Genomic DNA, 24,178 nt, shown 5'->3' with positions numbered 1-24,178 from the left:
CACCTGACGATTAACGTCATGTGTCAGCATGAACCCGCACCAAAGGCGCTGTCAAGACCCAATCGATGTCTTTTGGTAAGGCTTCAGACGAGTGACGCATCTCGTATTTTGTCGCGCCGGAGACTCTACGGCGCGGGGGTTCAGCGCGCGAGGTTCGACGGTTGCCGGTGGCGCGGCCGTGTCAGCTGATCACGCCTCTGCGGGAGCGTTTGGGCTGGTGAAGGCGGGGGCGACGAACCGCCGTAGCATCGAGCGGTACCGCTTGAGGTCGGCTTCACCATCCTCGAGACCGCGCATCAGCATCGTCCCGAGGCCTCCCAACCACAAGTGGATTTCCGCCCGCGGCAGACCACGCGGCAGTTCATTGTTGGCGATGGCGGCGTCGAGGTACGGATCAAAGAGTTCGGCTCTGAGCATCTCTGAAGTTCCTGAAGTGATCATTCGCCGGCCCAGGTTCGTGCCATCGGGGTCGATCACGTGCCGCGTCAGCGGGTCCTGTCGGGCGTGCTCGGCGATGTAGAGGAGACCTTCGATGATCTGATCCCGAAGGCTGCTCTGCCGGGACATGGACTTGTGTGCTCGGTTGATCAACTCCCGCGCGTGCCTGATGTTCAGCTCGATGAGCAGATCGTCGCGATCGGCGAAATAGCGATACACGCTGGGCCGCGACAACCCGACCTCGGACGCAATGTCATCCATCGTGGTCTTGCGAATTCCGTGGCGAACGATGCAGCGCTCCGCGGCGGCCAGGATTCGCTCACGCGCATCGTCCGCGCTGGCCAGTGCGGACGGCTGACTGCGTGATCCTCGGGGCATGCAGCTGATATTACACAAGACGTCAAATGTCCGGTGCTGCGCAGCCCAGGTTTCGCGCGGTTAGGCCGACTTGACAGTCAGGCTGTCGTGGCCCAGACTAACGACTGACATTTTGCGTTGTTTGTCAGCCACCGCGACATCCATCGATTCCAAGGGAAGAAGATGACCAGAGTTGTCAAACGTGCGTGGGTACCGATGGTGATGGTGATCGTCGTGGTCATCGCGGCGTTCACGGTCTCGCGACTCCATGGGATCTTCGGCTCAAGCGTCTACCGTCCCGATGTCGGCAACACCGATGCGATCGTCCAGTTCAACCCGAAGCGGGTGCTCTACGAGATTTTCGGCCCCCCAGGGACGGTCGCCGACATCAACTACCTGGATGAGAATGCACAGCCCCAGCGCGTCGACGCCGCGACGTTGCCGTGGTCGCACATGCTCGTGACGACGTTGACTGCGGTGGCTGCGAACGTGGTGGCGCAGGGTGACAGTGCCAGCATCGGTTGCCGTATCACTGTCAATGGTGATGTGCGCGACGAGCATTCGGTGGATGCACATAACGCTGAGACCTCTTGCCTGGTGAAGTCGGCATGAGCACGCGACACAGCTTGCCTCCCGACAAAGAGACTCGTCCCTTCATCGCACGCGCCATCAGGTTGCTTTCGGTGCCAATAATCTTGGGATGGCTGGCGCTGACCGTCGTGCTGAATGTCATTGCGCCGCAGCTGGAAGAGGTAGGCGCCGAGCACTCTGTTGCGATGACGGCCAAGGATGCTCCGTCGACGATCTCGATGATGCGCATCGGCAAGAACTTTCAGCAGTTCGATTCCGACACCACAGCGATGGTGCTGTTGGAAGGACAGGACAAGCTCGGTGACCAAGCGCACCAGTTCTACGACACGCTGATCGAAAAACTCTCGCAAGACACCACGCATATCGAGCACATCAACAACTTCTGGGGTGACCCGCTAACCGCAGCGGGTTCGCAGAGTGCTGACGGCAAGGCCGCCTATGTGCAGTTGAATCTGCGCGGCGATCAGGGCGGCACCGAAGCCAACGAGTCGGTGAGCGCCGTGCAACGCATCGTCGACGGCGTGCCCCCGCCACCAGGGGTCAAGGCCTATGTGACCGGTTCTGGACCGTTGGCCACCGACCGGCGCGTATACGGCGATGAGGGTGCAAAGAAGATCACCTTCGTCACCCTGGCGGTGATCGCGGTGATGCTGTTGCTGGTCTACCGCTCGATCTTTAGCACGGCCATCATGCTTTTCACGATCGCAATCGAACTGGGGGCCGCCCGCGGTGCAATCGCCGTGCTGGGCAACAACGACCTCATTGGCCTGTCTACATTTGCGGTCAATCTGCTGATCGCCCTTGCGATTGCGGCCTCGACCGACTACGTGATTTTTTGGGTGGGCCGCTATCAGGAGGGCCGATCGCGCGGCCTGGATCGCAAAACTGCCTACTACAACATGTTTTCCGGCACCGCCCATGTGATCTTGGGATCGGGCCTGACCGTCGCCGGAGCGATGTATTGCATGAGCTTTACCCGGCTGCCCTATTTCCACAGCCTCGGTGCGCCGTGCTCGTTGGGTCTGCTGGTCGTACTGACGGCCTCAATGACGCTGGGGCCAGCGATCGTTGTCGTGGCCAGCCGGTTTGGCGTGTTCGATCCCAAACGAGCCCACCGCGAGCGGGGCTGGCGCCGTATCGGCACCATAGTGGTGCGCTGGCCCGGTGCCGTACTGGTCGCCACCACCGCGATCGCACTTGTCGGATTGCTGGCGCTACCGGCCTACACCACCAACTACAACGACCGCTACTACATACCCGCCTACACCCCGGCCAACGTCGGCTACCACGCCTCGGATCGCCACTTCCCGCAAGCCCGCATGGAGCCGGAACTGCTGATGGTCGAGGCCGATCACGATCTGCGCAACCCCGCCGACATGCTGGTACTGGACCGCATCGCCAGAGGTGTCTTCCACATCCCTGGGATCGCACGGGTGCAAAACATCACCCGGCCGCTGGGCACGCCTATCGACCACAGCTCGATCCCGTTTCAGATCAGCATGCAAAGCGGTCAAACCATCATGAACCTGAAGTACATGCATGACGCGATGGAAAACCTCAACAAGATGAGCGATGAGCTGCTAGCGACCATCAATATCAGCCAGCGCCTCGCCGACCTTACCCATCAACTGACTGGCGTCACTCACGACTTGGCTGGTCAAACTCATCAAATCCAAGCCGACACTGAAGACTTGCGCGATCACGTCGCCGACTTCGACGACTTCTGGCGCCCGATCCGCAATTACTTCTATTGGGAACCCCACTGCTTCGACATCCCGATCTGTTGGTCACTGCGATCGGTGTTCGACACCCTTGACGGCATCGACACGCTCACCGACGACATCGGCAACGTCACCAAAGACATCGACAAGCTCGATGTCCTGCTGCCGCAATTAGATGCCCTACTGCCACAGTTGATTACGACCCTGCAGACAGTGCGAGGTCTGACGATGACCACCACAAGCACGTTCTCCGGCCTGATCAACCAAATGGACGCGTTCTCGCAGAATGCCACCGAAATGGGCCAAGCGTTCGATGCGGCCAAGAACGACGACTCCTTCTACCTGCCGCCCGAGGCGTTCCAGAATCCGGACTTCGTCCGCGGCCTCAAGCTGTTCTTGTCCCCAGACGGAAAATCCGCGCAGTACATCATCACCCACAAGGGCGATCCGGCCACCCCAGAAGGCATCTCGCACATCGACCGGATCATGCAGGCCGCCGCCGAAGCGGTGAAGGGAACACCGCTGGAGAACGCCAATCTGTACCTCGGCGGCACCGCGGCCACCTACAAAGACATGCACGACGGCTCCATGTACGACCTGATGATCGCCGTCACGGCATCGGTATGCCTGATCTTCCTCGTGATGCTCGGCATCACCCGCAGCCTGGTCGCCGCAGCGGTCATCGTCGGCACGGTCACTGTCTCGCTGGCGTCATCCTTTGGGCTATCGGTGCTGCTCTGGCAGCACATCTTGCACATGCCACTGAACTGGCTGGTGCTCCCGATGGCCATAGTGATCATGTTGGCCGTGGGATCGGACTACAACCTGCTACTGGTCTCCCGCTTCCAGGAAGAGATCCACGCAGGGCTGAAGACCGGCATCATCCGCGCCATGGGGGGCACCGGCGGGGTCGTCACCGCCGCCGGCATGGTGTTCGCCTTCACCATGGGCTCTATGGCCACCAGTGATCTACGCATCGCCGGTCAAATCGGCACCACCATCATGCTCGGACTCCTCTTCGACACATTTGTCGTCCGTTCATTCATGACGCCCTCGATCGCCGCGCTGCTGGGCCGCTGGTTCTGGTGGCCACGACGAGTCCACACCCACGCCGCACCGCAGGCGTCGGCTGGCTCCCCGGCCACAGCTCCAACAGCAGAAGACGCAACCACCACACAGCCGCTGAGCGTGGGTCCGATGAATCCCGAGGGGGGACAATGAGATTCGGAACGGTTTCTGCACTGGCGCCGATCGCTGCCGCGGCGGTCGCGCTAGCCGCCCCAGCGCACGCGGACGTCGACACCGATTTCGCCAATCAGCTTCATGGCCACGGCATTTACGGGCAGAAGGATTACAACGCATGGCTGGCCAAGATCACGTGTGATCGGCTTGGCAGCGGACGGGACGCAACAGCCGAGAAGTCCGCCGAGTTCCTGTCGCACAACCTGCCGCGTGGCACCACCACAGCGCAAACGTGGCAGTTCCTCGGCGCCGCGATCGGCACCTACTGCGATGACCTGACGCCGAGGCTCACGACAGTCGCGGAACCCAACCATTGAGATCACAGGAGGCACAGATGCAGCGACCAAGGCGCGTGCTACGAGCCTGTAACAGCCGAGTTCTAGGAGCCGGAATCGTGGTTCTCACAGGCGCATTCGGGGCAATGCTGTTACCCGGAAAAGCAGCAGCCGACGCGACTGACGACTACCCCATCCCCCATCGGATGATCGTCACAACCTGCACGAGCGAGCAGATCCTTGCCGCTGCAAGGGATTACGCGCCGATCTATTACCAGAGATACATCATTGACAAGCACAACAAGTCGCCGGAGGTTCAACAGGCCGCCATCGACAACGCGCACTACTTTTACTCGCTTAGCCCCGCCGATCGGCGCGCCTACTCTGAAGAGATGGTGACCCATTTCGCCGATCCCATGACGGCCTCCTGGCCGAACTGGGCGAAGGTCTTCTTCAACAATAAGGGCGTTGCCGCCAAGGAGACGGACCATTGCGCCGACTACCCGCCAGACGACATGTCCGTCTGGGACGGGTGAATGGATACGGCACGCACTGTCACCATCGCGATGGTTGTCGTGATGTGCGGCACCGCAGCAATTGCCCATGCCGATCCAACTCCTCCGGATGGACCGAGAACAACCATCGATACTGATGGCACATACGCGATTGGGTCAGAGATAGCGCCAGGCACGTACAGCTCTGCGGGGCCTGCCGGGGATAGCGCGTGCTACTGGAAACGCGTTAGCGGCACCAACGTTGTCGATAACGCCCTAAGCAGGAAGCCCCAAGTCGTTCAGATCGATTCGGATGACAAGTCTTTCAAGACCGACCACTGCCAGTCGTGGCAGAAGCTCGACTGTGCGGCTGGCTGCCCACCCGCTGACCCTGCTCCCGACGATGTCGCCGACGAACTCAGGAGTTTCGTTGCCGGCGCAGGCAAGTGAAACGCTGCCACACAGAAGGCTTTTGGCCGACCTACTGCACGTGAGGAGATCATCGATGAAGGACACCACGGCACCGGTAAACCTTGGCGCGATCGGGGTACATTACGTCGAAGGCGAGCTGACTCCGGAGGCGGCGGCCCACGTAGAGCGCCTTGGCTACACTGCTTTGTGGATCGCGGGCACACGCGAACCCAAGCTGACAATCGTGGAGCGGATGCTCGAAGCAACCGACACGCTTGTCGTGGCCACCGGCGTCGTCAACGTCTGGCACATGAACGCCCGAGCCGTTGCAGACACATACCACTGGCTTGACGCGGCTTACCCGGGACGATTCCTGCTCGGTATCGGTGCAGGGCACCGCGAATCGGGTGCCGACTTCCGCTCCCCGTATCAGGCGGTGGTCGACTACCTAGATGTGCTCGACGAGCGCGGCGTGCCCAAGCAACGGCGGGCGCTCGCCGCGCTCGGCCCGAGAATGTTGAAACTTGCCGCTGAGCGGTCAGCCGGTGCCCACCCGTTTCTGGTGACATCCGCGTACACCCGGCGGGCGCGGGCTCTGATCGGCCCCGACGCGATGCTCGCGGTGGAGCACAAGGTGGCCCTCGGCGACCTGCACAGCACCCGCGGCGCCGGTCGTGAAAACATCGCTGCGAATCATCTCCGGCTGACGAACTACCGGGCGAATTTGATGCGCATGGGCTTCGCCGACGAGGACTTGGCCCACGATGGTAGCGACGAGCTTATCGACGCGCTGATCGCGCAGGGTGATGCGACGACCGCGGCGAAGCAGCTGCGCGCCCAGCTCGACGCCGGCGCCTCTCACCTTGTCGTGAACGCGATTCCATCGTCGGATCGGCTGCCCATTTTGACCGCGCTTGTTCCCGAACTCGAGCTCGCGCGCGGGTAAATCTGGCCGATGACGCGCCTCCGAAGGCGCTCACGACAGACTGGCCGGAGTATTTGACCTGGGAGTTATGTGCGGGCCGCGGGCGTCGCGCGGCGTTCCCACCAGTCCGGGTTGAAGCCCTCGGAATCATCGAACGGGGTCCAGCTGTACGTGTCCGCTCTGCCGCGCCATATGTCAATAAGTTCAAATTCCCCCATGGCCGCAGAGTGTAGGGCCGGTATCCGAAGCGACGTCTCCATCACGTTGGAGCCAGGTCCAGCGCCTGCAAGAAACTACACAACGTCGCGGAGGGTTGACACACGTCGCAGAGGCGATCAGATCGCAGCTGGTCCGATTGGCGCATGCCCGTGATCCGGCCATTCGTGACGCGTGCGACAGTGCTGGCGGCCGGTCGGCGGGATACACCTCACAGGTTCCACACCCGCCGCCGCCCGTGGCCAACCTACAAGATGGCGGTCGATTCCACCCGCGCCTACGAGTGTGATTAGTTGGCCAAGGCGCGCTGCCTGTGCAGGAGGCTGGCGTTGAAATAGGTCAGGTAGGCAAGTGTGGCTGCTAGGGCGGGTCGACGAGTCCGAGAGTTGAGCAGCGCTAGACCGAGTGCAGCTTCGATGCTGCCGTTGATGAGAACGTGGGCACGGATGTTGTCCTTGAAGGCCAACCGATTCACCGGTTCGAACGCAGGTGGGCACACTAAGTGCGCAACGCCGGACACCGTGAGGGCAAGCCCGCCGAACAATGCCCATCGTTCAGATGGCTTGAGCTTCGACTTCATGGCGTCGACCCCTCGTGGAGGATGACGGGTAGTTGGGTAGGCCCGCGAAGTGAGCTATTGGTGGACCACGTTGTGGGTCCGGTGGTTTCGATTCGCGAAACGCGGTCGACCAGTTCACGGAGTACGGCCTGTGCCTCCATGCGGGCCAGTGGCGCTCCGAGGCATAGATGTGGACCGTAGCCAAAACCGACGTGGGAGCGTGGGTTTCGGTCGGCGCGGAAGGTGTTGGGGTCGTCGAAGGCAAGTGGATCGCGGTTGGCCGCTCCGAATGACATCAACACACGCGAGCCCGATGGGATGGTGACCTCGCCTACTTGATAGTCGGCACGGGTGTAGCGGTAGAGGTTCTGAATGGGGCTGGTGTAACGGACATGTTCTTCGATGGCCTGCGGGATGAGGTCCGGATTGGCACGGATCATGTCGTATTGATCGGGATGCTCGGCGTAGGTGTGCAGCATCCCGCCGAGCAGGTTGGTCGTGGTCTCGTTACCGGCGATCAGCAGCAGGATGGCGATATAGAACAACTGGTTGTCAGTGAGCGCTCCGTCGGTGTTGTGCTCCAACAGGCGTCCGAGGACGGTGTCCGATCCCTTGAGCTCTCCATCTGCGAGGTGCTTCAAGAAGTAGCGGTGCAGCGCTACAGCGGCCCGCATGGATCGCGCGGTACTCACGACACCACTGAATGTAGGGGTGAAGTTGATCAGTTGGGTGCTGTCGTCTGACCAACGGCGGAAGTCGGCGATGTCGCTCTCGGGGACACCCAGGATGGCGGCGATCACTCGAAGCGGCATCGGCATTGTTAGCCGCTCGACGGCATCACAGTTGCCAGCAGCAATCATGTCGTCGACGAGTTCGGCGGCAAGCTTGTCGATGATGGTGCGCCAACTGTCCAGTGCACCTTTTGTGAACGCCGGCTGGACTTGTTTACGCAGGCGGCTGTGCTGCTCGCCATCGGTGACCACTACCAGATCGGCGACCATCCGTACTCGGGTCACTCCATGGCTGCTGGTTACCCGGTCTGTGTCGCGTAGGGCTGCGCGGACATCGTCGAGTCTGTGCAGAATCCAGGTCGCGCGCCGGGGGTTGTAGTGGACTCGTCCGCTGCGGTGCAAAGCGTCGTAGGCAGCGTGGGGTTGTGCGGCGACGGCTGGGTCCAACGGGTCATAGCCGGTATTGACCGCGCCCGTCCAGCCGCTGTAGCCACGTCTGTGCGTGCGGATCGCCGCAGAGACGTTCAATCGCCCCGCCGCAATGAGGGGCGAGAACATCGAGGCCGCGCCGTCAGCGGCCCTTCCAAGCTTCAAGATTCAGCACACCCTTTCGACAGCACTTCCCCCAGAGTCATTACCTGCCGACCGGGCGGTCAACGGTTGGCATCAAAGTTGAAAGGCTCACCACATTGCCGGTTACCACTTCTGTCCTCGGGAATTGCGCAGAGCTGCGAAAATCGATGAGGCATATCACCGAATATGTCTCGTGGTGAGAGAACGGATTTCTTGTCTGTCTGCGCCTCAGCGGGAAGGCTGGTAGCCGTGGGACGGAAAGACTGGGTCCTCAGAGCGGACCGTAGCGCGGAAGCGCGTGACCGGATTATGTCGACGGCCTCAGAGTTCGTCTCGCGCAATGGTTTTGAAGCGTTCACCATCAATGCGCTGGCTGCGGAGTTGAATTGCTCGCCGGCAACGATCTATCGCCACGCCGGAGGGAAGGCGGAGATCCTCGAACGTCTTATCTTTGCGTTTTCCCAGCGGATAATCGGCTCGATACGGCAAGCCATAGCCGGGTTGGAGGGAACCGAGCGCGTCGCGACTGCCATCATCGTCGCGCTCGACCTCATGCGGGGTGAGCCGCTCGGAAAGCTGATGATCGGAGGCCCTAGCCCCGACCGCGACGCTGGCACCGTGACCGCATCGCCGTTCGTGGCCAAAATGGCCGAAGAAATGATCGGGCGCAGCGACCCGCTGGCCGCGCAGTGGCTTATCCGCATCACCTTTGCCTTGTGGTACTGGCCCGCCAAGGACAAACACACCGAGCACGAACTGGTGAAACGGTTCGCCGCACCATCAGTGACCCTGGGACTTCGCTGATTGACTGCGCCCTAGCTTCGGAGGCAAACCGGGGAATTGAACTAACACTGTTCGGTGAGAGCTCGGTACACGGGTCGCCCTGCGCGAACTTCTGCAAGATAGCGGGGACAGGATTCGAACCTGCGACCTCTTGGCTAGAAGTCCGCATATAAAGACCTTCGCTCGCGTCATGGCCCACCAGCCACGGTTGGGTCGCCGAAACACTCGACAGCCGCAATGAAATGGCGCGCCTCGGTCGCCCTATACCGGCTGATCTCCTCGACGTCGCGACCGCATGTTCCTTATAACACGGTCGTGTGTGAAAGCGCGAGGAGTGATGAATGTCAATCCGCCTGGGTAATTTTCGTCAACACCAATGCTGCTTCGTTGTAGGGGAACAGCCGATAGAGCGATCGGGGTGCCGGCCTGATAAGGGGCGCGGCCTCAGCTTTACTGACGATGCGCGGGCTGCCCAACGCGAGGGCGTTGCCCCGCTTGTGCAGTACGGTCGGCCCGCCGGCCAATACGTTTTTGACCCAGTCCGTTTCAGGCCCGTAGCCGATGAGAATGACGAAGCCGTCCCGGGTCTTGAACACCAAGAGGGGCGTTCGATAATGCCTGCCTGACTTGCGTCCGGTGTGCTCGAGCGTCCCTAGGCACGGAAGCCACGGTGTGAGCGAGCGAGCCACAGGATTAGTGACACGGCGATTGAACTGTGCGACAGCACGAGGCACTCGCATGAAAATCCTTTCTCACCATATGCAGTTCTGGTCCGCCCGGGTGACTGCAGCGGGTCTGGCGTGAAACCTACGTCGTTGGAACCTCTTTGGGCCGATCCATAACGGCTCGCCCAATTTGGCACGTATTTCCCCCACGGGTCGGCGTACTGACCGGGTGCGTTCCGATACGGCGACCGGCGCGCCATGACCACTCGCACAAGCCGGGCGATGAGCGGGCCTTGGTAGCGCAACAATCGGTACTTCTCGACAATCCGGCCCGCAGTTCGGGCCACGAGTGGTTCTGGAAATGCAAACGCCTCTTGGGCGCGGGTGGTGTCCATCCAGTCGGTGACGAACCAATCGTCGTCGCTGTTCGGATCCCCGGGCCGGCCCGGTGGCATGGCGCCCGGTAGACCCAGAGCCGCGACGAGGCCCGAGGTGACCTCCGCGTACGTCAAACGGTGGGAATCGTCGCCACGGTTGCCAAGATCATGTTCACGTCCGGGTCCACCGGCATGCCGTTGTGATTGCCACCGAAGCAGCGGCGTCATGGGCGCCGACTCGATGTCGGCAAGCGGTGTCAGGCCCGGCACGGTGCATACATCCGCTGAGCGAAAGCTGCTTGCGCCCCATTGAGGATGGTCGGCATCGGGGAGCGGCGAGTCGGCCATCACCATTGCGAACACCCTCAAAGTCAGTCGAGCCACTGTCTATCGCTCACTTAGCGTCGATGGGACCTGACCTCGCACGTCAGCGGCGACGTCGTCTTCAGCGAGGAGGCCGATGGGGGCGGTGAGGCGAGACCGCGCGGTGGCGCAGCACCAACAGCAGGTGGCGAATTTCCTCCTCCGACAAGGTGACTAACTTAGATTCGGCCCGGCAGTTGGATTCGGGAAGTGCATTCTCCTGCGACTCATCGCGCGCGTCCAAATGAGGTTTCTCATTTTCACTCTTCACAACTGCCCACCCCTAGATGCGTGCGTGCGGCGAGTTGCGCGAAGCGATGAGTCAGGTGTGATCCACATGCCCGAAACGAAACACCGCCCGGCCGCTGGCCGAAAGCCATTGCGTCGGGCGGTGTTCGGTGACAATGGTCTGTTTCAGACGCCGATTGCAGTCGTGCGGCCGTCGGGCGCAAAGTTGTCAACCGGCGCGGAGACGGTCTTGCGGTATAGGTAGCCCAACTGCTTGGCGACGAAAGGCAGGCTGACGACGGGCGCGATCATCCACGGCAGGTTCTCGTAGATCAGGACGATCGAGACATCCCAGAATCCATGGCGGGGAAAATTGGGGAACCCATGGCGTGCTTCGGCGACGAAGTAGATGAAGAACACCGTCAACATCGCCGACATGGTCGCAAAACTCCACCACAGTGGCCGGATGCGCTTGTGGGGGTCGTTGCCTGCCTTCCTCAGCTTCCACCACGAGAACAGCAAAACGGCAGCACCAACCACGACGACCAGTTCCATGGCCCACAACGGCCCGTCGCTATTGAGATACCGCACGTCATTAATGCCGTAATACCAAAAGACCCATCCCCACCGCTGCTGGTCGTTGATGTGCATCCACCCCGCAAGATCACCGACCAGCCATGCCACTTCCCACCACAACTCGCTCGCCGCGCCCGCGATGCAGAACCAAAGCATCTGAAACTCGTTGGCCTTTTCCAGCGTTGTTCGCGTCTCGCCCGGAGCGTTGATCCACGATGCCCCGAACATGACGAAAACTGGCGTCATGAACAGGAAGCAGGCAATGACTCCTGTCAGGGGCACCATGGGGATCCAGCCCACGCCGACACCAATGATGCTTCCGACAGCGACCGTGGCGGTGATCGCAGAGCACCAGGCGTAGACCTTGACGCGCCGCTTCGCCCATGGTCTAGCGAAGTCGTGTTCTTCCTCGCGCATCGTCACGTTAACCCCTTTTTCAATGTGCTCATCTGGCTGCTCAGCGGTCTAGCAGAACATTAGTACTGATAAACAGAATCATGATTCTGGTAAGATAGCAGCGTGTTCGCCGCGGCGCAATGGGCTGTCCCGCCGTGGATCACGTCCAAGCGGGCGACACGCTGGCTTGCACGCGGGGTGGGCAGCGCTCAGTCCACGTCTGCGGCTTGCCCGCCTATGATTCGAACGTCAGACCTCGGCAGAGAGGTGGCCCTACGTGGTGGCAGAAGAGTTGTGAAAGTTCCGAATATTCGCGATGCACGCCGCGACATGTACCGCCAGCAGATCATCTCTGCCGCAGAGTTCGAATTCGCCAGAGCGGGCTTCGACAAAACGAAGGTCACCGACATCGCTCGGACCGCCGATGTGTCTCTCGCGACGGTGTACAAGAACTTCGCCGGTAAAGACGAGATTTGGGATGCGCTCAATCGTCAACGAATGGACGAGTTCATCGCTGCGGGACGGCAAGCGCTAGAAGACGTTGACACGCCGCTCGACCGGTTATTCAGCGCACTGCGGGCACTAGTCGTCTATTTCACCGAGCACCCGAACTATCTGCGCCTCCACATCAACGAAGGGTTGAACTGGGCCACCGCAGGCGTCGACTGGGGACGTGGGAACCAGCGAGCCGCATGGCAGATAGGTCTTGACACCATGGTCGAATTGGCTGAGGACGTCATCGCTTCTGGCGAGACGCCGTCAATGAGTCCATCGGTGTTGGCCGGCTTGGCGGTGTCGGCGTTGCAGGTCTGGCTGACTGATTGGGCCAACTCTGGATGCGACCGTCCCGCCGACGAAGTGGCAAGGGAACTGGTCGAACATATGAAACGGTCGCTAACGATCCGCAGTGTTGCAGAACGGTCTAGTTGACACCTGGGATGTTGGTACCCCGTGATGCTCCGGTGCCGGGCCTCGAGCGGTACATCATATGATCGTCTCTGGCGGCGGTTGGTAGACCTCCTTGAGCATTCGACGTAGCACCTCGCCAGATGCGCTGTGTGGGATCTGTGCGACGAACAGGACTACTCGTGGTTGCTTGCAAGAAGCAAGTCGTTCACGAACAAACGAAATGAGTTCTGCTGCTTCGACTTCTGCGCGTGGTTCCACTGCGATGACAATCGCCTCACCGTCAACTGCGTCGGGGACTCCGAAGGCGGCGCAATCCGCGACCGACGGATGCCGATGAAGTACGGCCTCGATCTCGGCAGGGGCGACTTGGAACCCACGAACCTCTATCATCTCCTTTAGCCGATCCGTGATCCTGAGATACCCGTCAGCATCGACGGTTCCGATATCACCCGTCCGATACCATCCGCTTGCGAACGCCTCGGTTGACGCGTCCTCTGGTAGATAGCCGGCCATCATCGAATCCGACCGAACCTGCACTTCACCTGCTTCCCCAATCGACGCGATCTCTCCGGTATCCGCAGCGACGATACGGACCTCGACCCCGGGTACGGCTGGACCGACGGTATCGAGTCTCGGCGCATGAAGCGGATTGCAGGCGATGACGGGCACTTCGCTTGCGCCGTAGGCTATTACCCAGCGAACGCCTGCTCGTCGGCTCACAATCTCGGCGACGCTCGGCGCGAATGGAGTCGCACCCCAGACCATGTACCGAAGCGACGAAAGGTCGTATGACTCAAGCGTGGGATGAGCGGCCATCGCCAGCGCGATTGGTGCCACCGCCATCTCAGATCGTGATCCGATCACGATCGATTGTCCTCAACATGGCATCGACGTCGAACCTGCGGTGCAGTCGCATCCAAACGTCATTCTCCATCGCCGTCACGATGTTCAAGAGACCGAGAATGTGCGGAGGGGGGGTTAATATCTGAATCCGATCCGCCGACGTCAACCCCAGTACCGTCTGCCATTGCGCTCGCGCCGCGGCAAAGGAGCCATAGGTGTGTCGCACCGCCTTCGGCATCCCCGTTTTTCCAGAGCTCTGCAGCCAAGTGCAACTGTCCCAGCACCTGTCTGCGAATGCAAAGAAACTACAAGCTCGAACCTTTGTCGCTCTCCGCCTTTGGCGTCCAGTCGGCGCCAAGTGCCGCCGCCCGCCGTTTCAGCCGTCTAATGTGGCGCGCGGGACACGCGATACAGCCGCACACGGCCGGGCACGCCGCGCAGATGTTGCGCCCCTGCCGGGGACCACACGAGTCCTGCGGCTGTACCGACTGTCTTGCGTGCAGAAGCCGTAACCACGACTGTGCCAGCGCGTGCGAGTCCGGTGACGCGGCTGGCGATGTTCACCGGGCTGCCGAACCAGTCCCCTGCACGGCTGACGGCGAGCCCCGTCGCCACACCCCCACGCAATTGCGGTAAGTCGTGGGCGGCGGCGAGGTCGATCAGGTCCAAGAGGGCGGCGATCAGCCGATCCGTGTCCGTTGACACGAACATCGCTGCATCACCAATGGTTTTGACAAACGACACCGGCGGCACAGCAACGTCATGAGCCAATTCGCCGAGCCTGCCTGCCACGCGTTGGAGATCCTCGGGCGGCAACATCTCGCCGAGCCGGGTGAAACCGGCAAGGTCGGCAAATGCAACCGCAACCTGGCGGGCGCCGGGAAGCCGTCCAGTTGCGCGTTCGGCGGCGGTGATTCCCTCCCCTTCGAACATGTGGCGTACCTGCAACATCAACAGGCCTTCAACCATTCTCTTGAGCGAGGGAATGACGGCCTGCGCCAACGCGTCGGCGGACTCTGCGACATCAACCTCGCTCGCTCCAGGTGTTGCGAAAGCCTTGAAGGCCGGTTCGCGCATCATGGCAGCTCCACGGCGTAGTCCCTCCGCGAGCACCCTGACAATGGCAAGCATGTCATCTGGATCGACACCGAAGTCGAGAAGATACTTGGCTCGCGTCGCGGCCTCGACGTCGGCCCGCGGCAATACAGCAGCGTCGGGATCATCGATACGGGGCAGACCCGCGGCTCGCTGCATCCCCTGTAGGAGCTCAAGGTCAATGCCGGTCGCATGCACCATCTCACGCGTGGAGACATACACACCGTCGGCGCCCATCGCGCGGTTCGCGGGCAAAAGCATCGGGGTCACCGACGCCGAGATTTCGTCGGCCGTGAAGCCCCGCCGCATCAACCACGCGATCAATTCGGCCCGGTCTCGTCGAGCTTCACCCTCGAGTCCGTCGAGCAGGGCCGACGTGCCGACGCTCGCTGCGGACTGATCAGCGTCTTCCTGTGCCATGACTAATCTTCACGCGCAACCGGGTGTGGTTTCTACAGATCGGCGACCCTGCGCAACCGTCACCGGTTGCCGTCTCTCAGGTCATTCTTCGATCACACCAAGAAGCCCGCGGCGATGCGAATCACGAAGAAGCTTCTTGTCGTACTTGCCGGTCGACGTTCGGGGCAGCCGATCGACGAACGTCCATCGTTCCGGAACCCACCAGCGCGCCACCTTGTCCCGCACGAACTCTTGCAGCTGCGCGACGCTGACCTCCTTACCAGAGTCCAAGACGACCGCGGCAAGCGGACGTTCCTGCCATCTGTCGTCGGGCACGGCGATGACCGCAGCCTCGAAAACCGCTGGATGTGAGGAGATCACGAGCTCCAGTTGTACCGAGGAGATCCACTCGCCACCGGATTTGATGACGTCCTTGGCGCGATCAGTCAGCGTGACATACCCGTCGGGATCAATCGAACCAACATCGCCGGTGACCAGCCAGCCATCGCTGAACGAGTCCTCCGATTCCCGCCCGAAGTAGGCACCGGTGATCCATGGACCTCGCACCTGCAATTCGCCGACCGCAGTTCCATCATTCGGCAGCACCGTTCCCTCACCGTCGACGATTCGTATCTCGACGCCGCACACGGGTCGCCCTTGGAGAGAGCGCAGTTGCCAGTGCTGTGCCTCCGGCAGTTCGGCAGCCGGCTTGGAGATCGTGGCCAGCGGTGAGGTCTCGGTCATCCCCCACGCCTGGGCGATGTATACCCCATACTTCTCCTGGAAGGTCCGCATCAAGTGCGTCGGAGTCGCTGAACCACCACAGCCGACCAGACGCAATGACGAGATATCCGCGTCAGGCCGGTCCTCGAGGTATCGCAGGATGTCGTTCCATACCGTGGGGACGGCACCGGCGATCGTCGGCCGCTCGCTCTCAATGAGTCCGACCACGGGTTCTGCTTGCAGAAAGCGGTCCGGTAGCACCAAGTCGGCGCCGGCCATCATGGCGGCGTAGATCAACCCCCAGGCGTTCGCATGGAACATCGGTACGATGGGCAGCACGACATCGTCGGGTCCGACCTCGAGTGCGCCCTTGGCGCAGATGCCCATTGAGTGCAGGTATGTCGATCGGTGGCTATACACAACACCTTTGGGATTGCCCGTTGTGCCTGACGTGTAACACATTGCGGCGGCGCAGCGTTCATCTAGCTCCGGCCAGTCAAAGCCAGTCGGCTGGCCAGCGATGAAATCGCCGTAGCGCACAACCGATTTCCCGGTCTCGGCCAAGTCCGCCAAATTTCCATTGCCGGTCACAATGACGGTGTGCACCAGCGGAAGCTCGGGCAAAACAGAGGCCAGTTGCTGCGTCAGGCTGCCGTCGACGATGACGACTTCGTCCTCGGCGTGGTTTGCGATGAAGCTGATTTGCTCTGCAGCCAAGCGGATGTTGAGGGTGTGCAGCACCGCTCCCATGGCTGGAATGGCGCAGTAGGCCTCGACGTGCTCCTGGTTGTTCCACATGAAGGTGGCCACTCGAGTGTCGGCGGTTACTCCAACATCGCGTAACGCGTTGGCCAGCTGCGCTGTCCGCAGGCCGACTTGGTGAAAGGTCGAGGCTCGCACGGTGCCGTCGGGCTGGAGCGTTCGGACCTGTCGCTGCGCATGCACACTGGTTCCGTGTCGGAGGATCGCGCCGACCGTCAAGGGGTAGTCCTGCATCGTGCTTTTCACGTTTCGACCCTTCCGCCCCGCCGCCACTCAAACAGCAGAAGGTCAAGATCGCGCCGCAACAACAGGCTTGACTTCATCGTGTCATTGCACCGGCTACACCCCGATTTCGCCGAGTCGCTGTTCCGCGCTGCGGCACACGACGGGGGCCGCCGCGATCACCGCGACGCGGCCGCCTCATCGCCGTCGCGGAGCCGCTCAGTGTTGCCATCATTGATCACGGTCGGCCCGAATTGGCGTACCTGCGGCACCGTGGTGACCATGTGCGCCGATGCTCGTTCAGAGCGGCAGGCGATCAGATGTGGTGTGTCGCCGGGGAAGCGGATGAAGTCACCGGCTGACAGGTCCACCGGCTCGGTGACCGGGCCTGCCCATACTCGTCCGGAGATGACATACAGGTGGTGCAGTGTGCCGGCAGAGTGCGCACCGATGACGCGAGGTTCTCCATCCACCCGCTCGAGCTTGAGCGTCAACGTCCGCACATAACCCGAACCGTAGGTTTCGTCGAGGATCCGCTCGGACCGTTCCGCCCCATCCACCCACGAGCCCTCGTAGTGGCGCTTTACATAGACAGGCGTGCCCCACTCGGTGAATAGTCGCCGCGCAGGCAGGTCGAGGGCAGCGCCGAGCTGAGCCAGGGTGTCCACCGTCGGGTTGCCGCAGCCCTGCTCGATTTTCGACAGCGTCTGTTTCGATAGACCAGATCGGCGGGCCAGCTCCCCCATCGACATGGCGCGTTCTCGACGGAACCGCCGAACATTGCGGGCTACGAGCTCGTTTTCAAGCTGCATCCCGTCACTTTTGACGGACATAGCGTCATTATTGAGCGTTTCGCCGGCCACACCAGCCTCGTGTGAAAGACAGGTATGCCGACAGGTATGGCATCGGGTATCCCCACCGATGCGGCACCGTCGACGCCACGGCCATGGTGGAACCGTTCACTTAAAAGTGACCGTGTAGCCAATTTGATTTGACGACCCGGTCTTGTCCGTGGAGGTTTTGCACCGCATGACTATCACCGCCGTCGAGCCGATCCGTGACGACCGGGCGGCGATCGACAAAGCGTTCAGCTTGCTATCAACCCTGGGTGAGCACCGCGCTAGCCCGCTCGGAGTCAGTGAGCTCGCCCGCCGGACACAGTTGAGCAAATCGACCGCCTTCCGCGTTCTCGGCATGCTTGAGCGCAACGCGATGGTCGAGCGCGTCGGGGCCAAGTACCGGTTGGGAGCGCGCCTGCACGAGTTGGGCAGCAGCGTGTACGCGCCCGGCCACGAGCGGCTCCGAGACCTCCTGTTGCCGTTTCTGGTGGATCTGTTCGAAGCGACCCGCCGCACAGTGCACTTGGCTTCCCTTCATGGCAGCGACGTTGTGTACCTCGCCAAACTGTATGGCCACGGCACGGCCGCGGCGCCGTCCCGCATCGGTAGCAGGTTGCCTGCCCATTGCACAGCGGTGGGAAAGGTGCTGCTGGCCTACGACGCCAAGGCGGCCACGGCCGCGCTGGCGACGCCGCTGATTGGCTTGACACCCCGGTCGATCTGCGAGCCGGACAGTCTGACCGCAGAGTTGACGCGGGTGCGTCGCGATGGAGTCGCGATGGATCACGAGGAAAGCCGATTGGGGCTGACGTGTGTGGCGGCGCCAGTCATGGGGCGGTCGGGTCGGCCATTGGCGGCGATGTCGGTATCCGCCCCCCTCGGAACGGACATGCGCCCAGTGACTGCGTCCCTGCGGCGGGTATGCGCGTCTGCGTCACAGGCCCTGTCACGGTCCACGGTGGCTCGGATTGCCTAATCACGCACCCGGGACCCGCTGAAGGTCTATGTTCGAGACCCAAACAGGCTCGGCGACAAACAATCTCAATTCAGCACCTGGGACGTCGACGTCAACCACGGGCCGAAATTCAGCCATTTCGGCCGCCAGAGCCATATCGGTCTGGCCGGCCGACGCGGCGAAAACTACTCGGCGGCACAGTGGATCAGCTTTGAACACCGCCTCGGAAAGTTCCGCCAATGCGCGCGCGAACGCGTGCGGCGGCACATCATTCAAGCCGAATACTTCGATGTCGTGGGAGCTCACGGGATAGGTGTCACGCAGGCGGCTGCTTATGCAGCGGCGGACGCCCAATTCGACGACGCCTTCGCCCTCGAATCGCACCTGCACAACAGGATCCCCGACGTTGGTCTGCGCCCACCCTTGCGCAAGCGGCAATTCCGGCAATGCCGTCATAGGTGATCACCGCCCGCAGCGGCGGCGAAGCCGCGCACTCTGATTCCGCCGTCGACTTCGATCGCGTGGCCGGTGATGTTGCCACTCTGCTCGCGGGAGGCCAGCAGCACATACGAACCGGTGAAGTCGCGTGGATCGGTGCTGGAGTCGTGCAACGGAATTGGTGGCGGCGGGGAGTCGGGTGTCTTTTTGGCGAACGAGGCGGCCAGGGTGCGGGTGTTGAGGCCGAGCGTCTCCGGGCCGCGCAGATTGGTGTTCATCGCTCCGCACGCCACGCCGTTGACCCGCACCTTGGGCGCCAATTCATACGCGAGTTCGCGCATTAGGCCGAGGCAGGCGTGCTTGCTCGCGGTATAGATCGGCCCGCCGCCGTTGACATAGAACGAGGCGTTCGACAGCGTCATGACGATACTGCCGCGCGTCTTGACCAGTTCCCGCCAGCAGGCCTCGGCCGCCAATAGGTAGCCCTTGACGTTGACGGCGAACACCTCGTCGAAGGCGTGCTCCAGTTGGCTCGCAGTCAATTTGGTCAGCTGCCGCTGGTAATCCCACACTCCGGCGTTGGCGATCAATGTGTCGAGCTTGCCGTACTGCTTCACCGTCTGGGCCACCGCGTGGTGTAGCTGCTCCGCGTCGCGCACATCGGCGCGCACGGCGTGAACCCGCGATGGATCGGGGCATTCATCGACCACCGTGCGCAACTGGTCGAGGTCGCGGCCGACGATGGTCACCGACGCCCCTTCGGCGACGAATCGTTCGGTTACCGCGCGGCCGATCCCAGAGCCGCCGCCGGTGACCAATGCGACATAGTCCTTCAACCAGCCGCTCATGACCGCTCGGCCAGGAAGTCGATGACGAGGCGTTCGAAGTCGCGTTGGCGCTCGAGCTGGACCCAATGACCGCAGTTGCCAAAGACATGCAGCTGCACATTGCGAATGTGCTTGAGCATGATCTGGGATCCATCGAGGGTGATCGTGCGGTCGTCACGTCCCCACAACAACAAGGTCGGCGCGGCGATCTTGTGCAGGTCCCGCCACAGCGGGTCCATGCCATGTCGTTTGGTGAACGCTGCGTTATACCGGTGGTAGAACTTGATGTGGCTCGGGTCGAGTGACGCTTCATAGCGGGCTCTTACCACATCCGCACCGAACTGCTTGTGATCGAACACCATCGTTCGGATGAAGTTCGCCATCTTCTTCTCCGATGGGCCGCCGCCGTTGTAGTAGCGGAACATCTCCTTTTGTCCCTCGGTGGGCGTAGGACCGAATGGCAGCCAGCCACCCCCGGGCGCCATCAGAACCAACCCCGAAATCCGCTGCGGCTGGGCCTGCGCCATCGCAATCGCCGCCGCCCCGCCTAAGCTGTTGCCTAACAGGTGAAATCGGTCAATCCCGAGTTCGTCCAATGCTTCAAAAAGCGCGCCCACAGTAATTTCCGTGATGGACGCCGCGTCGAGATCGTCTTCGGAGGGGCGGTAACTGCCGCCGAAACCCGGCTGATCGGGCAGCACCACCCGAAACTGCTGCGTCAGGGCGGGCAGGTTCTGGTGATAGTTGCTCACTGCAGATGCTCCCGGTCCGCCACCGTGCAGCATCACCAACACGGGGCCCGAACCCGCCTCCGCAACGGCGATCTCGCCGTGAGACGTGCTCACCGTAAAGTGGCGTAGCTCCATGGTTGTGTCGACTTCGGTCGTCGGCATGGCATAACTCCTGTCGGCGGTTAGAAGAACGTCGAGATGTTCTTGGCTTGCAGAACGTTCTGGTCGAGTAACACAACCCGCCGTGCCACCTGCAGACCTGCGGACACGCGCCGGAGAATGTCGGTGCGTCGCCCCGCGAAGATGTTTTCTTCGCGCTGGAGTCGATTGCGGTAGACCAGGAAGGCCGATCGAACCTCGAGATCATCGACGCTCAACTCGCGATGCTGGCTCGGATCGACATGGCGGACAACGACGTTGGTGATCAGGTGCCTGGTCCTGGACGGGGGGTCCTCTGCCCACGCCATCCCCGAGTCGAACCGTCGGATCCGCCACGCCAGGCTCTCTTTGGTCTCGTCATAGAATGCGGCTTCACCGCGGGCCGCGATCGACAGGGCCTGCTGGCGACGCAGGCGATTGGTGCGGGTTGGCATCCAGTAATCCAGGTCGTCGGCCAGCAGTTCGAGCCAATCGGCGAAGCGACCGTCGTCCAGTAGTTCGGCTTCCTCGTAGTAGAACTGTTCAACCTCGAAATGGACGTCGCGGCTGGCCCGCTCGCCGGCCATTGGCCCGCTGGTCGAGGGCTCAGTGCTCACCATGTCATTTCACCTCTTCGACTGATCGGCGCCGCAGGAGTCTGCGCAAATCGGTTGCAGGGTCGCTGAGTTCGGCGGCGTCGACCTCGACGGCATGTTCGATCATTCGGCGTGCCGCACGTACGGCGGTTGAATCACCGACGCTGACCGCACCGACGACGTGGCGACCACTTACGGCAAAGACCGAAAATGGCGGCTGTCCTAGCTGCCCGCGCGGCACGAGCTGATCGGTATCGTTGAGCCGGCCAACCACTTCCACGTGTGCGCCATAGCGATCCGTCCAGAACCAGGAGGCCGTGTCGGGCGGCGGAGCTGCTCCCAGTATTGTCGCGGCGGCTCGCTGTCCGTCTTGCTGGGCGGCTTCCCAGTGCTCGCCACGTCCGATCGGCACACCATCTATGTGACGATGCGCGGCATCACCGACCGCAAGTACCGCCGGGTTCGAGGTCACCTGTCCGGCGTCCACCGCGATGCCGCCGCGCCCAAGGCGCAGTCCGCCCGTCTGGGCCAGCGATGTCTCGGGTGCCATGCCGACGGCAAGCAGCACCACGTCGAAGACCTGCGGTTGGTCGCGGCCAGCGAGCTCCGCCGATATGCTTCCACCGGCAACGTCCAAACTTTGGATTGCTGCGGATACGGTTGTGGCACCGTGCCTTTCATGCATGCCGTGCAACCAGGTGGCGACATCGGGAGAGAACGCCGACGCCAGCGGGGCTGCAACAGGATCCGCGATGACCACCTCACAACCCAGCTCACGGGCGGTGGAGGCAACTTCGGCTCCGATGAGCCCCGCTCCGACGATGAGGATCCTGGCGCGCGACGCCAATGCGACCCTGAGCCGATCAGCGTCGTCGGCGGTGCGCAGTACGTGTATCCCGGGGTTGGTGACGCCGTCGACCGGCGGCCGAGCGGCCCTGCCACCGGTAGCCAGAACGACCTTATCTGCGGGCAGCGTGGTTCCGTCGCTCAGCTCGACGGCCCCGAGATCTGTTCTCAGTTCGTCAACACTGGTCTGAGAGATCAGTCGCACACGGTGGTCGTCGTACCACTGCGGCGACTGCAGCGCAATGCTTTTGAGGTCGACACGACCGGCGAGGTAGTCCTTCGACAACGGGGGGCGGTCATATGGGAACTCACCGGCGTCGACCAATGTCACATCACCATCAAACCCACCCGCCCGCAGCGCAGCGGCGGTGCTGACGCCGGCGATGCCTCCGCCGACGATCACGACACTGTGCACCGTCATTGCCCCGCCTGTGGGAAGAGGAAGACGTCGCCATCGCGTACCTCGACGCGGTGGGCCACCGCATCACAAGTGGCCGGAAGGCCTTGCACCTTACCCGTTTTCAGGCAGAACTTGCTGGAGTGAAGTGGGCACTCGACATAACCGTCCTCGACCCAGCCCTCGGCGAGCGACGCCTCTGCGTGAGTGCACGTGTCGTTCAAGGCCCACACGCTGCCGTCGTCGTCACGTAGCAGTGCGATGTCATCGGCGGTACCGGTGATCGTTTTGTCGATCGCGATACCTTCCCCTTGCGGGATGTCGTCCACTGCGGCGACGCGGATTGGCTCGCTCATGATGTCTTCCGCTCATGCCAGGCCGGCGTGTTCATCAAGTGACGCCAGTGTGCGTAGAAGTAGCGCGCGGCTGCGTCGCTGTACAACTCACTGGTGATGCCGGGGTGCCGGTCGTCACGGCGCTCACTGCCGATACCCATCTGGTAGTTCAGCGGCACGGAATTGGTGATGAAGCCATGTGAAATCGCTTGGACTTCACTCCAGTTCTCGCCGTCGTCTTGTTCAAAGATGCCGCTGGGACCGAACGTGCGCAGGTTGTACAGGCGCTGTGCCTCGCGGACATGCTCGGGCATCGACTTGTCCACGATCGTCCAGGCCCAGACCTCCATCCGGTCGGGGCCTTTCGGATGCCACACACGTATCGATCCGTTGACCGGAAGGTAGGAGAAGTTCGGGAAGACGTTGCCGTGGCCGGTGGTCAACGGGCCCTCGACCCGCGCGTCGCCGAGGCGTTCTCGCAGAGCGGCATAGTCCATCCACTCATGCACGGTTTGCGCGTCGAATCGATTCCTGGGGTGCACGGGGAAACCGTGTCCGTGACCGTTCGGGTCGGTGTACTGCCGCCCTGTGCGGTGCACCACCTCGTCTTTCGGCTTGCCGTCGGGTGACAACACCGTCAGCGCCGAGGCGTGGCTCATGTTGACGTGGTACCAATCGCTGGCGAATTGCTCTGCCGCTAGCTTCCAGTTGCCTTCGAGCACCCACTTGTGCACACCGCCGACCACGATTGTGCCGTCCTCGTCATGGTCGAGCATCGCGTCCAGATACCATGCGATGTCGCCCAACGAGTCTCGTAGCGAGACCGGCTCCGGATCCCAGTTACCGAAGATCAATCCGCGATAGCTCGCCACGTGCGGTACTTCGACAAGGCCCCAATCCTCGGTGCGGAAACTGTCGGGATAGCCGTCCTTGTTCGGCACACTGACGAGCTTTCCCTCCAGGTCATACGCCCAGCCGTGGTAGGTGCAGGTGAAGCTGCGAGTAGCGCCGTAATCCGCTCGGCACACCCGCGCACCGCGGTGCCGGCAGGAGTTCAAGAAGGCCCGGATGCGCCGGTTCTTGTCCATCGTGACGATCACCGGGTCCTCACCCATGTAAGTGGTGAAGAAGTCGCCGGGGCGGTGGAATTGATCGGTGTGCGCGAGGAACAGCCAGCTGCTGGCAAAGATGCGGCGCAACTC

Annotated in this window: 24 protein-coding genes and 1 pseudogene; 8 read left to right on the top strand and 17 right to left on the bottom strand. The window is 62.0% G+C overall.

Features of this window, described 5'->3' with window-relative positions:
* Positions 1 to 189: 189 nt before the first annotated feature.
* Entirely contained in the window at positions 190 to 816 is a 627-nt protein-coding gene (locus tag MYCSM_RS09645; RefSeq protein ID WP_015305964.1) for a TetR/AcrR family transcriptional regulator, read from the bottom strand.
* A gap of 162 nt (positions 817 to 978) precedes the next feature.
* Here MYCSM_RS09645 and MYCSM_RS09640 point away from each other — a divergent pair, with 162 nt between their 5' ends.
* The 5 genes from MYCSM_RS09640 to MYCSM_RS09620 all read left to right on the top strand — a co-directional run bounded on the left by MYCSM_RS09640 (position 979) and on the right by MYCSM_RS09620 (position 6,475).
* A complete protein-coding gene (locus MYCSM_RS09640) occupies positions 979 to 1,407 on the top strand; it encodes an MmpS family transport accessory protein (protein WP_015305963.1) in 429 nt (142 codons plus the stop codon).
* Positions 1,404 to 4,328, top strand: coding sequence for an MMPL/RND family transporter (locus MYCSM_RS09635; protein ID WP_015305962.1), 2,925 nt, complete (start codon positions 1,404 to 1,406; stop codon positions 4,326 to 4,328). The genes MYCSM_RS09640 and MYCSM_RS09635 overlap by 4 nt, the downstream gene beginning before the upstream one ends.
* Complete coding sequence (locus tag MYCSM_RS09630) at positions 4,325 to 4,666, top strand: DUF732 domain-containing protein (RefSeq protein ID WP_015305961.1); 342 nt, start codon at positions 4,325 to 4,327, stop codon at positions 4,664 to 4,666. The genes MYCSM_RS09635 and MYCSM_RS09630 overlap by 4 nt, the downstream gene beginning before the upstream one ends.
* Positions 4,667 to 4,683: 17 nt before the next feature.
* Positions 4,684 to 5,160: a DUF5078 domain-containing protein gene (locus MYCSM_RS09625; RefSeq protein ID WP_015305960.1), complete on the top strand. Its 477-nt coding sequence runs from the start codon at positions 4,684 to 4,686 to the stop codon at positions 5,158 to 5,160.
* Positions 5,161 to 5,623: 463 nt separating this feature from the next.
* Positions 5,624 to 6,475, top strand: coding sequence for a TIGR03620 family F420-dependent LLM class oxidoreductase (locus MYCSM_RS09620; RefSeq protein ID WP_015305958.1), 852 nt, complete (start codon positions 5,624 to 5,626; stop codon positions 6,473 to 6,475).
* A gap of 65 nt (positions 6,476 to 6,540) precedes the next feature.
* Here the strand turns inward: MYCSM_RS09620 and MYCSM_RS38705 are convergent, their stop codons facing one another.
* The 3 genes from MYCSM_RS38705 to MYCSM_RS09610 all read right to left on the bottom strand — a co-directional run bounded on the left by MYCSM_RS38705 (position 6,541) and on the right by MYCSM_RS09610 (position 8,518).
* On the bottom strand, positions 6,541 to 6,672 hold the full coding sequence (locus tag MYCSM_RS38705) for a hypothetical protein (protein WP_257720737.1): 132 nt from the start codon (positions 6,670 to 6,672) through the stop codon (positions 6,541 to 6,543).
* A gap of 287 nt (positions 6,673 to 6,959) precedes the next feature.
* Positions 6,960 to 7,250, bottom strand: a complete 291-nt coding sequence (locus MYCSM_RS09615) for a hypothetical protein (RefSeq protein ID WP_015305956.1) — start codon at positions 7,248 to 7,250, stop codon at positions 6,960 to 6,962.
* On the bottom strand, positions 7,247 to 8,518 hold the full coding sequence (locus MYCSM_RS09610; RefSeq protein ID WP_041311664.1) for a cytochrome P450: 1,272 nt from the start codon (positions 8,516 to 8,518) through the stop codon (positions 7,247 to 7,249). Before MYCSM_RS09610 ends, MYCSM_RS09615 begins: the two co-directional genes overlap by 4 nt.
* 264 nt (positions 8,519 to 8,782) lie before the next feature.
* Between MYCSM_RS09610 and MYCSM_RS09605 the strand changes: the two genes are divergently transcribed.
* A complete protein-coding gene (locus MYCSM_RS09605) occupies positions 8,783 to 9,337 on the top strand; it encodes a TetR/AcrR family transcriptional regulator (RefSeq protein ID WP_015305954.1) in 555 nt (184 codons plus the stop codon).
* A gap of 323 nt (positions 9,338 to 9,660) precedes the next feature.
* Here MYCSM_RS09605 and MYCSM_RS09600 read toward each other — a convergent pair whose 3' ends face one another.
* Positions 9,661 to 10,056, bottom strand: coding sequence for a nitroreductase family deazaflavin-dependent oxidoreductase (locus tag MYCSM_RS09600; RefSeq protein WP_041311662.1), 396 nt, complete (start codon positions 10,054 to 10,056; stop codon positions 9,661 to 9,663).
* Between the two features lie 1,079 nt (positions 10,057 to 11,135).
* On the bottom strand, positions 11,136 to 11,942 hold the full coding sequence (locus MYCSM_RS09595) for a hypothetical protein (protein WP_015305953.1): 807 nt from the start codon (positions 11,940 to 11,942) through the stop codon (positions 11,136 to 11,138).
* Positions 11,943 to 12,215: 273 nt separating this feature from the next.
* Between MYCSM_RS09595 and MYCSM_RS09590 the strand changes: the two genes are divergently transcribed.
* Complete coding sequence (locus tag MYCSM_RS09590) at positions 12,216 to 12,851, top strand: TetR/AcrR family transcriptional regulator (protein WP_015305952.1); 636 nt, start codon at positions 12,216 to 12,218, stop codon at positions 12,849 to 12,851.
* A 54-nt stretch (positions 12,852 to 12,905) separates the two neighbouring features.
* Here the strand turns inward: MYCSM_RS09590 and MYCSM_RS09585 are convergent.
* The 4 genes and pseudogenes from MYCSM_RS09585 to MYCSM_RS09570 form a co-directional block, all read right to left on the bottom strand.
* Positions 12,906 to 13,929, bottom strand: a pseudogene (locus MYCSM_RS09585) (class I adenylate-forming enzyme family protein); the annotation flags it as partial.
* A gap of 128 nt (positions 13,930 to 14,057) precedes the next feature.
* Positions 14,058 to 15,188 (bottom strand): adenylate/guanylate cyclase domain-containing protein, encoded by a 1,131-nt coding sequence (locus MYCSM_RS09580; RefSeq protein ID WP_015305951.1) that lies wholly within the window; start codon positions 15,186 to 15,188, stop codon positions 14,058 to 14,060.
* Positions 15,189 to 15,269: 81 nt separating this feature from the next.
* On the bottom strand, positions 15,270 to 16,886 hold the full coding sequence (locus MYCSM_RS09575) for a fatty acid--CoA ligase (protein WP_015305950.1): 1,617 nt from the start codon (positions 16,884 to 16,886) through the stop codon (positions 15,270 to 15,272).
* Positions 16,887 to 17,053: 167 nt separating this feature from the next.
* Positions 17,054 to 17,707 (bottom strand): helix-turn-helix domain-containing protein, encoded by a 654-nt coding sequence (locus MYCSM_RS09570; RefSeq protein WP_085976608.1) that lies wholly within the window; start codon positions 17,705 to 17,707, stop codon positions 17,054 to 17,056.
* A 196-nt stretch (positions 17,708 to 17,903) separates the two neighbouring features.
* Between MYCSM_RS09570 and MYCSM_RS09565 the strand changes: the two genes are divergently transcribed.
* Positions 17,904 to 18,689, top strand: a complete 786-nt coding sequence (locus MYCSM_RS09565; RefSeq protein ID WP_015305948.1) for an IclR family transcriptional regulator — start codon at positions 17,904 to 17,906, stop codon at positions 18,687 to 18,689.
* Here the strand turns inward: MYCSM_RS09565 and MYCSM_RS09560 are convergent, their stop codons facing one another.
* From MYCSM_RS09560 to MYCSM_RS09530, 7 genes are read right to left on the bottom strand one after another with little or no spacing between them, the layout of a single operon-like run.
* The gene (locus MYCSM_RS09560) at positions 18,690 to 19,124 is read right to left on the bottom strand and encodes a hypothetical protein (RefSeq protein WP_015305947.1); all 435 of its coding nucleotides are present in this window, start codon (positions 19,122 to 19,124) and stop codon (positions 18,690 to 18,692) included.
* Positions 19,121 to 19,954, bottom strand: coding sequence for an SDR family NAD(P)-dependent oxidoreductase (locus MYCSM_RS09555; RefSeq protein WP_015305946.1), 834 nt, complete (start codon positions 19,952 to 19,954; stop codon positions 19,121 to 19,123). The genes MYCSM_RS09560 and MYCSM_RS09555 overlap by 4 nt, the downstream gene beginning before the upstream one ends.
* Positions 19,951 to 20,826, bottom strand: coding sequence for an alpha/beta fold hydrolase (locus MYCSM_RS09550; RefSeq protein ID WP_015305945.1), 876 nt, complete (start codon positions 20,824 to 20,826; stop codon positions 19,951 to 19,953). The genes MYCSM_RS09555 and MYCSM_RS09550 overlap by 4 nt, the downstream gene beginning before the upstream one ends.
* 20 nt (positions 20,827 to 20,846) lie before the next feature.
* On the bottom strand, positions 20,847 to 21,422 hold the full coding sequence (locus tag MYCSM_RS09545; RefSeq protein WP_015305944.1) for an aromatic-ring-hydroxylating dioxygenase subunit beta: 576 nt from the start codon (positions 21,420 to 21,422) through the stop codon (positions 20,847 to 20,849).
* Position 21,423: 1 nt separating this feature from the next.
* The gene (locus tag MYCSM_RS09540; RefSeq protein ID WP_015305943.1) at positions 21,424 to 22,665 is read right to left on the bottom strand and encodes an NAD(P)/FAD-dependent oxidoreductase; all 1,242 of its coding nucleotides are present in this window, start codon (positions 22,663 to 22,665) and stop codon (positions 21,424 to 21,426) included.
* Positions 22,662 to 22,997: a non-heme iron oxygenase ferredoxin subunit gene (locus MYCSM_RS09535; protein ID WP_015305942.1), complete on the bottom strand. Its 336-nt coding sequence runs from the start codon at positions 22,995 to 22,997 to the stop codon at positions 22,662 to 22,664. The genes MYCSM_RS09540 and MYCSM_RS09535 overlap by 4 nt, the downstream gene beginning before the upstream one ends.
* On the bottom strand, positions 22,994 to 24,166 hold the full coding sequence (locus MYCSM_RS09530) for an aromatic ring-hydroxylating dioxygenase subunit alpha (RefSeq protein WP_041313679.1): 1,173 nt from the start codon (positions 24,164 to 24,166) through the stop codon (positions 22,994 to 22,996). The genes MYCSM_RS09535 and MYCSM_RS09530 overlap by 4 nt, the downstream gene beginning before the upstream one ends.
* Positions 24,167 to 24,178: the final 12 nt, after the last annotated feature.

The organism is Mycobacterium sp. JS623, from assembly GCF_000328565.1.
In the GTDB taxonomy this organism is placed as follows: Bacteria; Actinomycetota; Actinomycetes; order Mycobacteriales; family Mycobacteriaceae; genus Mycobacterium.
The sequence above is the reverse complement of the archived record's forward strand: the minus strand, read 5'-3'. Positions and strand labels throughout refer to the sequence as shown.

Coding starts and splice junctions, on each gene's coding strand:
- MYCSM_RS09540 (WP_015305943.1), bottom strand. CDS start 22,665: ATGACGGTGCACAGTGTCGTGATCGTCGGCGGAGGCATCGCCGGCGTC.
- MYCSM_RS09635 (WP_015305962.1), top strand. CDS start 1,404: ATGAGCACGCGACACAGCTTGCCTCCCGACAAAGAGACTCGTCCCTTC.
- MYCSM_RS09615 (WP_015305956.1), bottom strand. CDS start 7,250: ATGAAGTCGAAGCTCAAGCCATCTGAACGATGGGCATTGTTCGGCGGG.
- MYCSM_RS09565 (WP_015305948.1), top strand. CDS start 17,904: ATGACTATCACCGCCGTCGAGCCGATCCGTGACGACCGGGCGGCGATC.
- MYCSM_RS09570 (WP_085976608.1), bottom strand. CDS start 17,707: ATGTCCGTCAAAAGTGACGGGATGCAGCTTGAAAACGAGCTCGTAGCC.
- MYCSM_RS09645 (WP_015305964.1), bottom strand. CDS start 816: ATGCCCCGAGGATCACGCAGTCAGCCGTCCGCACTGGCCAGCGCGGAC.
- MYCSM_RS09580 (WP_015305951.1), bottom strand. CDS start 15,188: ATGGCACAGGAAGACGCTGATCAGTCCGCAGCGAGCGTCGGCACGTCG.
- MYCSM_RS09545 (WP_015305944.1), bottom strand. CDS start 21,422: ATGGTGAGCACTGAGCCCTCGACCAGCGGGCCAATGGCCGGCGAGCGG.
- MYCSM_RS09560 (WP_015305947.1), bottom strand. CDS start 19,124: ATGACGGCATTGCCGGAATTGCCGCTTGCGCAAGGGTGGGCGCAGACC.
- MYCSM_RS38705 (WP_257720737.1), bottom strand. CDS start 6,672: ATGGGGGAATTTGAACTTATTGACATATGGCGCGGCAGAGCGGACACG.
- MYCSM_RS09620 (WP_015305958.1), top strand. CDS start 5,624: ATGAAGGACACCACGGCACCGGTAAACCTTGGCGCGATCGGGGTACAT.
- MYCSM_RS09555 (WP_015305946.1), bottom strand. CDS start 19,954: ATGAGCGGCTGGTTGAAGGACTATGTCGCATTGGTCACCGGCGGCGGC.
- MYCSM_RS09600 (WP_041311662.1), bottom strand. CDS start 10,056: ATGCGAGTGCCTCGTGCTGTCGCACAGTTCAATCGCCGTGTCACTAAT.
- MYCSM_RS09630 (WP_015305961.1), top strand. CDS start 4,325: ATGAGATTCGGAACGGTTTCTGCACTGGCGCCGATCGCTGCCGCGGCG.
- MYCSM_RS09575 (WP_015305950.1), bottom strand. CDS start 16,886: ATGCAGGACTACCCCTTGACGGTCGGCGCGATCCTCCGACACGGAACC.
- MYCSM_RS09595 (WP_015305953.1), bottom strand. CDS start 11,942: ATGCGCGAGGAAGAACACGACTTCGCTAGACCATGGGCGAAGCGGCGC.
- MYCSM_RS09610 (WP_041311664.1), bottom strand. CDS start 8,518: ATGTTCTCGCCCCTCATTGCGGCGGGGCGATTGAACGTCTCTGCGGCG.
- MYCSM_RS09550 (WP_015305945.1), bottom strand. CDS start 20,826: ATGCCGACGACCGAAGTCGACACAACCATGGAGCTACGCCACTTTACG.
- MYCSM_RS09640 (WP_015305963.1), top strand. CDS start 979: ATGACCAGAGTTGTCAAACGTGCGTGGGTACCGATGGTGATGGTGATC.
- MYCSM_RS09625 (WP_015305960.1), top strand. CDS start 4,684: ATGCAGCGACCAAGGCGCGTGCTACGAGCCTGTAACAGCCGAGTTCTA.
- MYCSM_RS09535 (WP_015305942.1), bottom strand. CDS start 22,997: ATGAGCGAGCCAATCCGCGTCGCCGCAGTGGACGACATCCCGCAAGGG.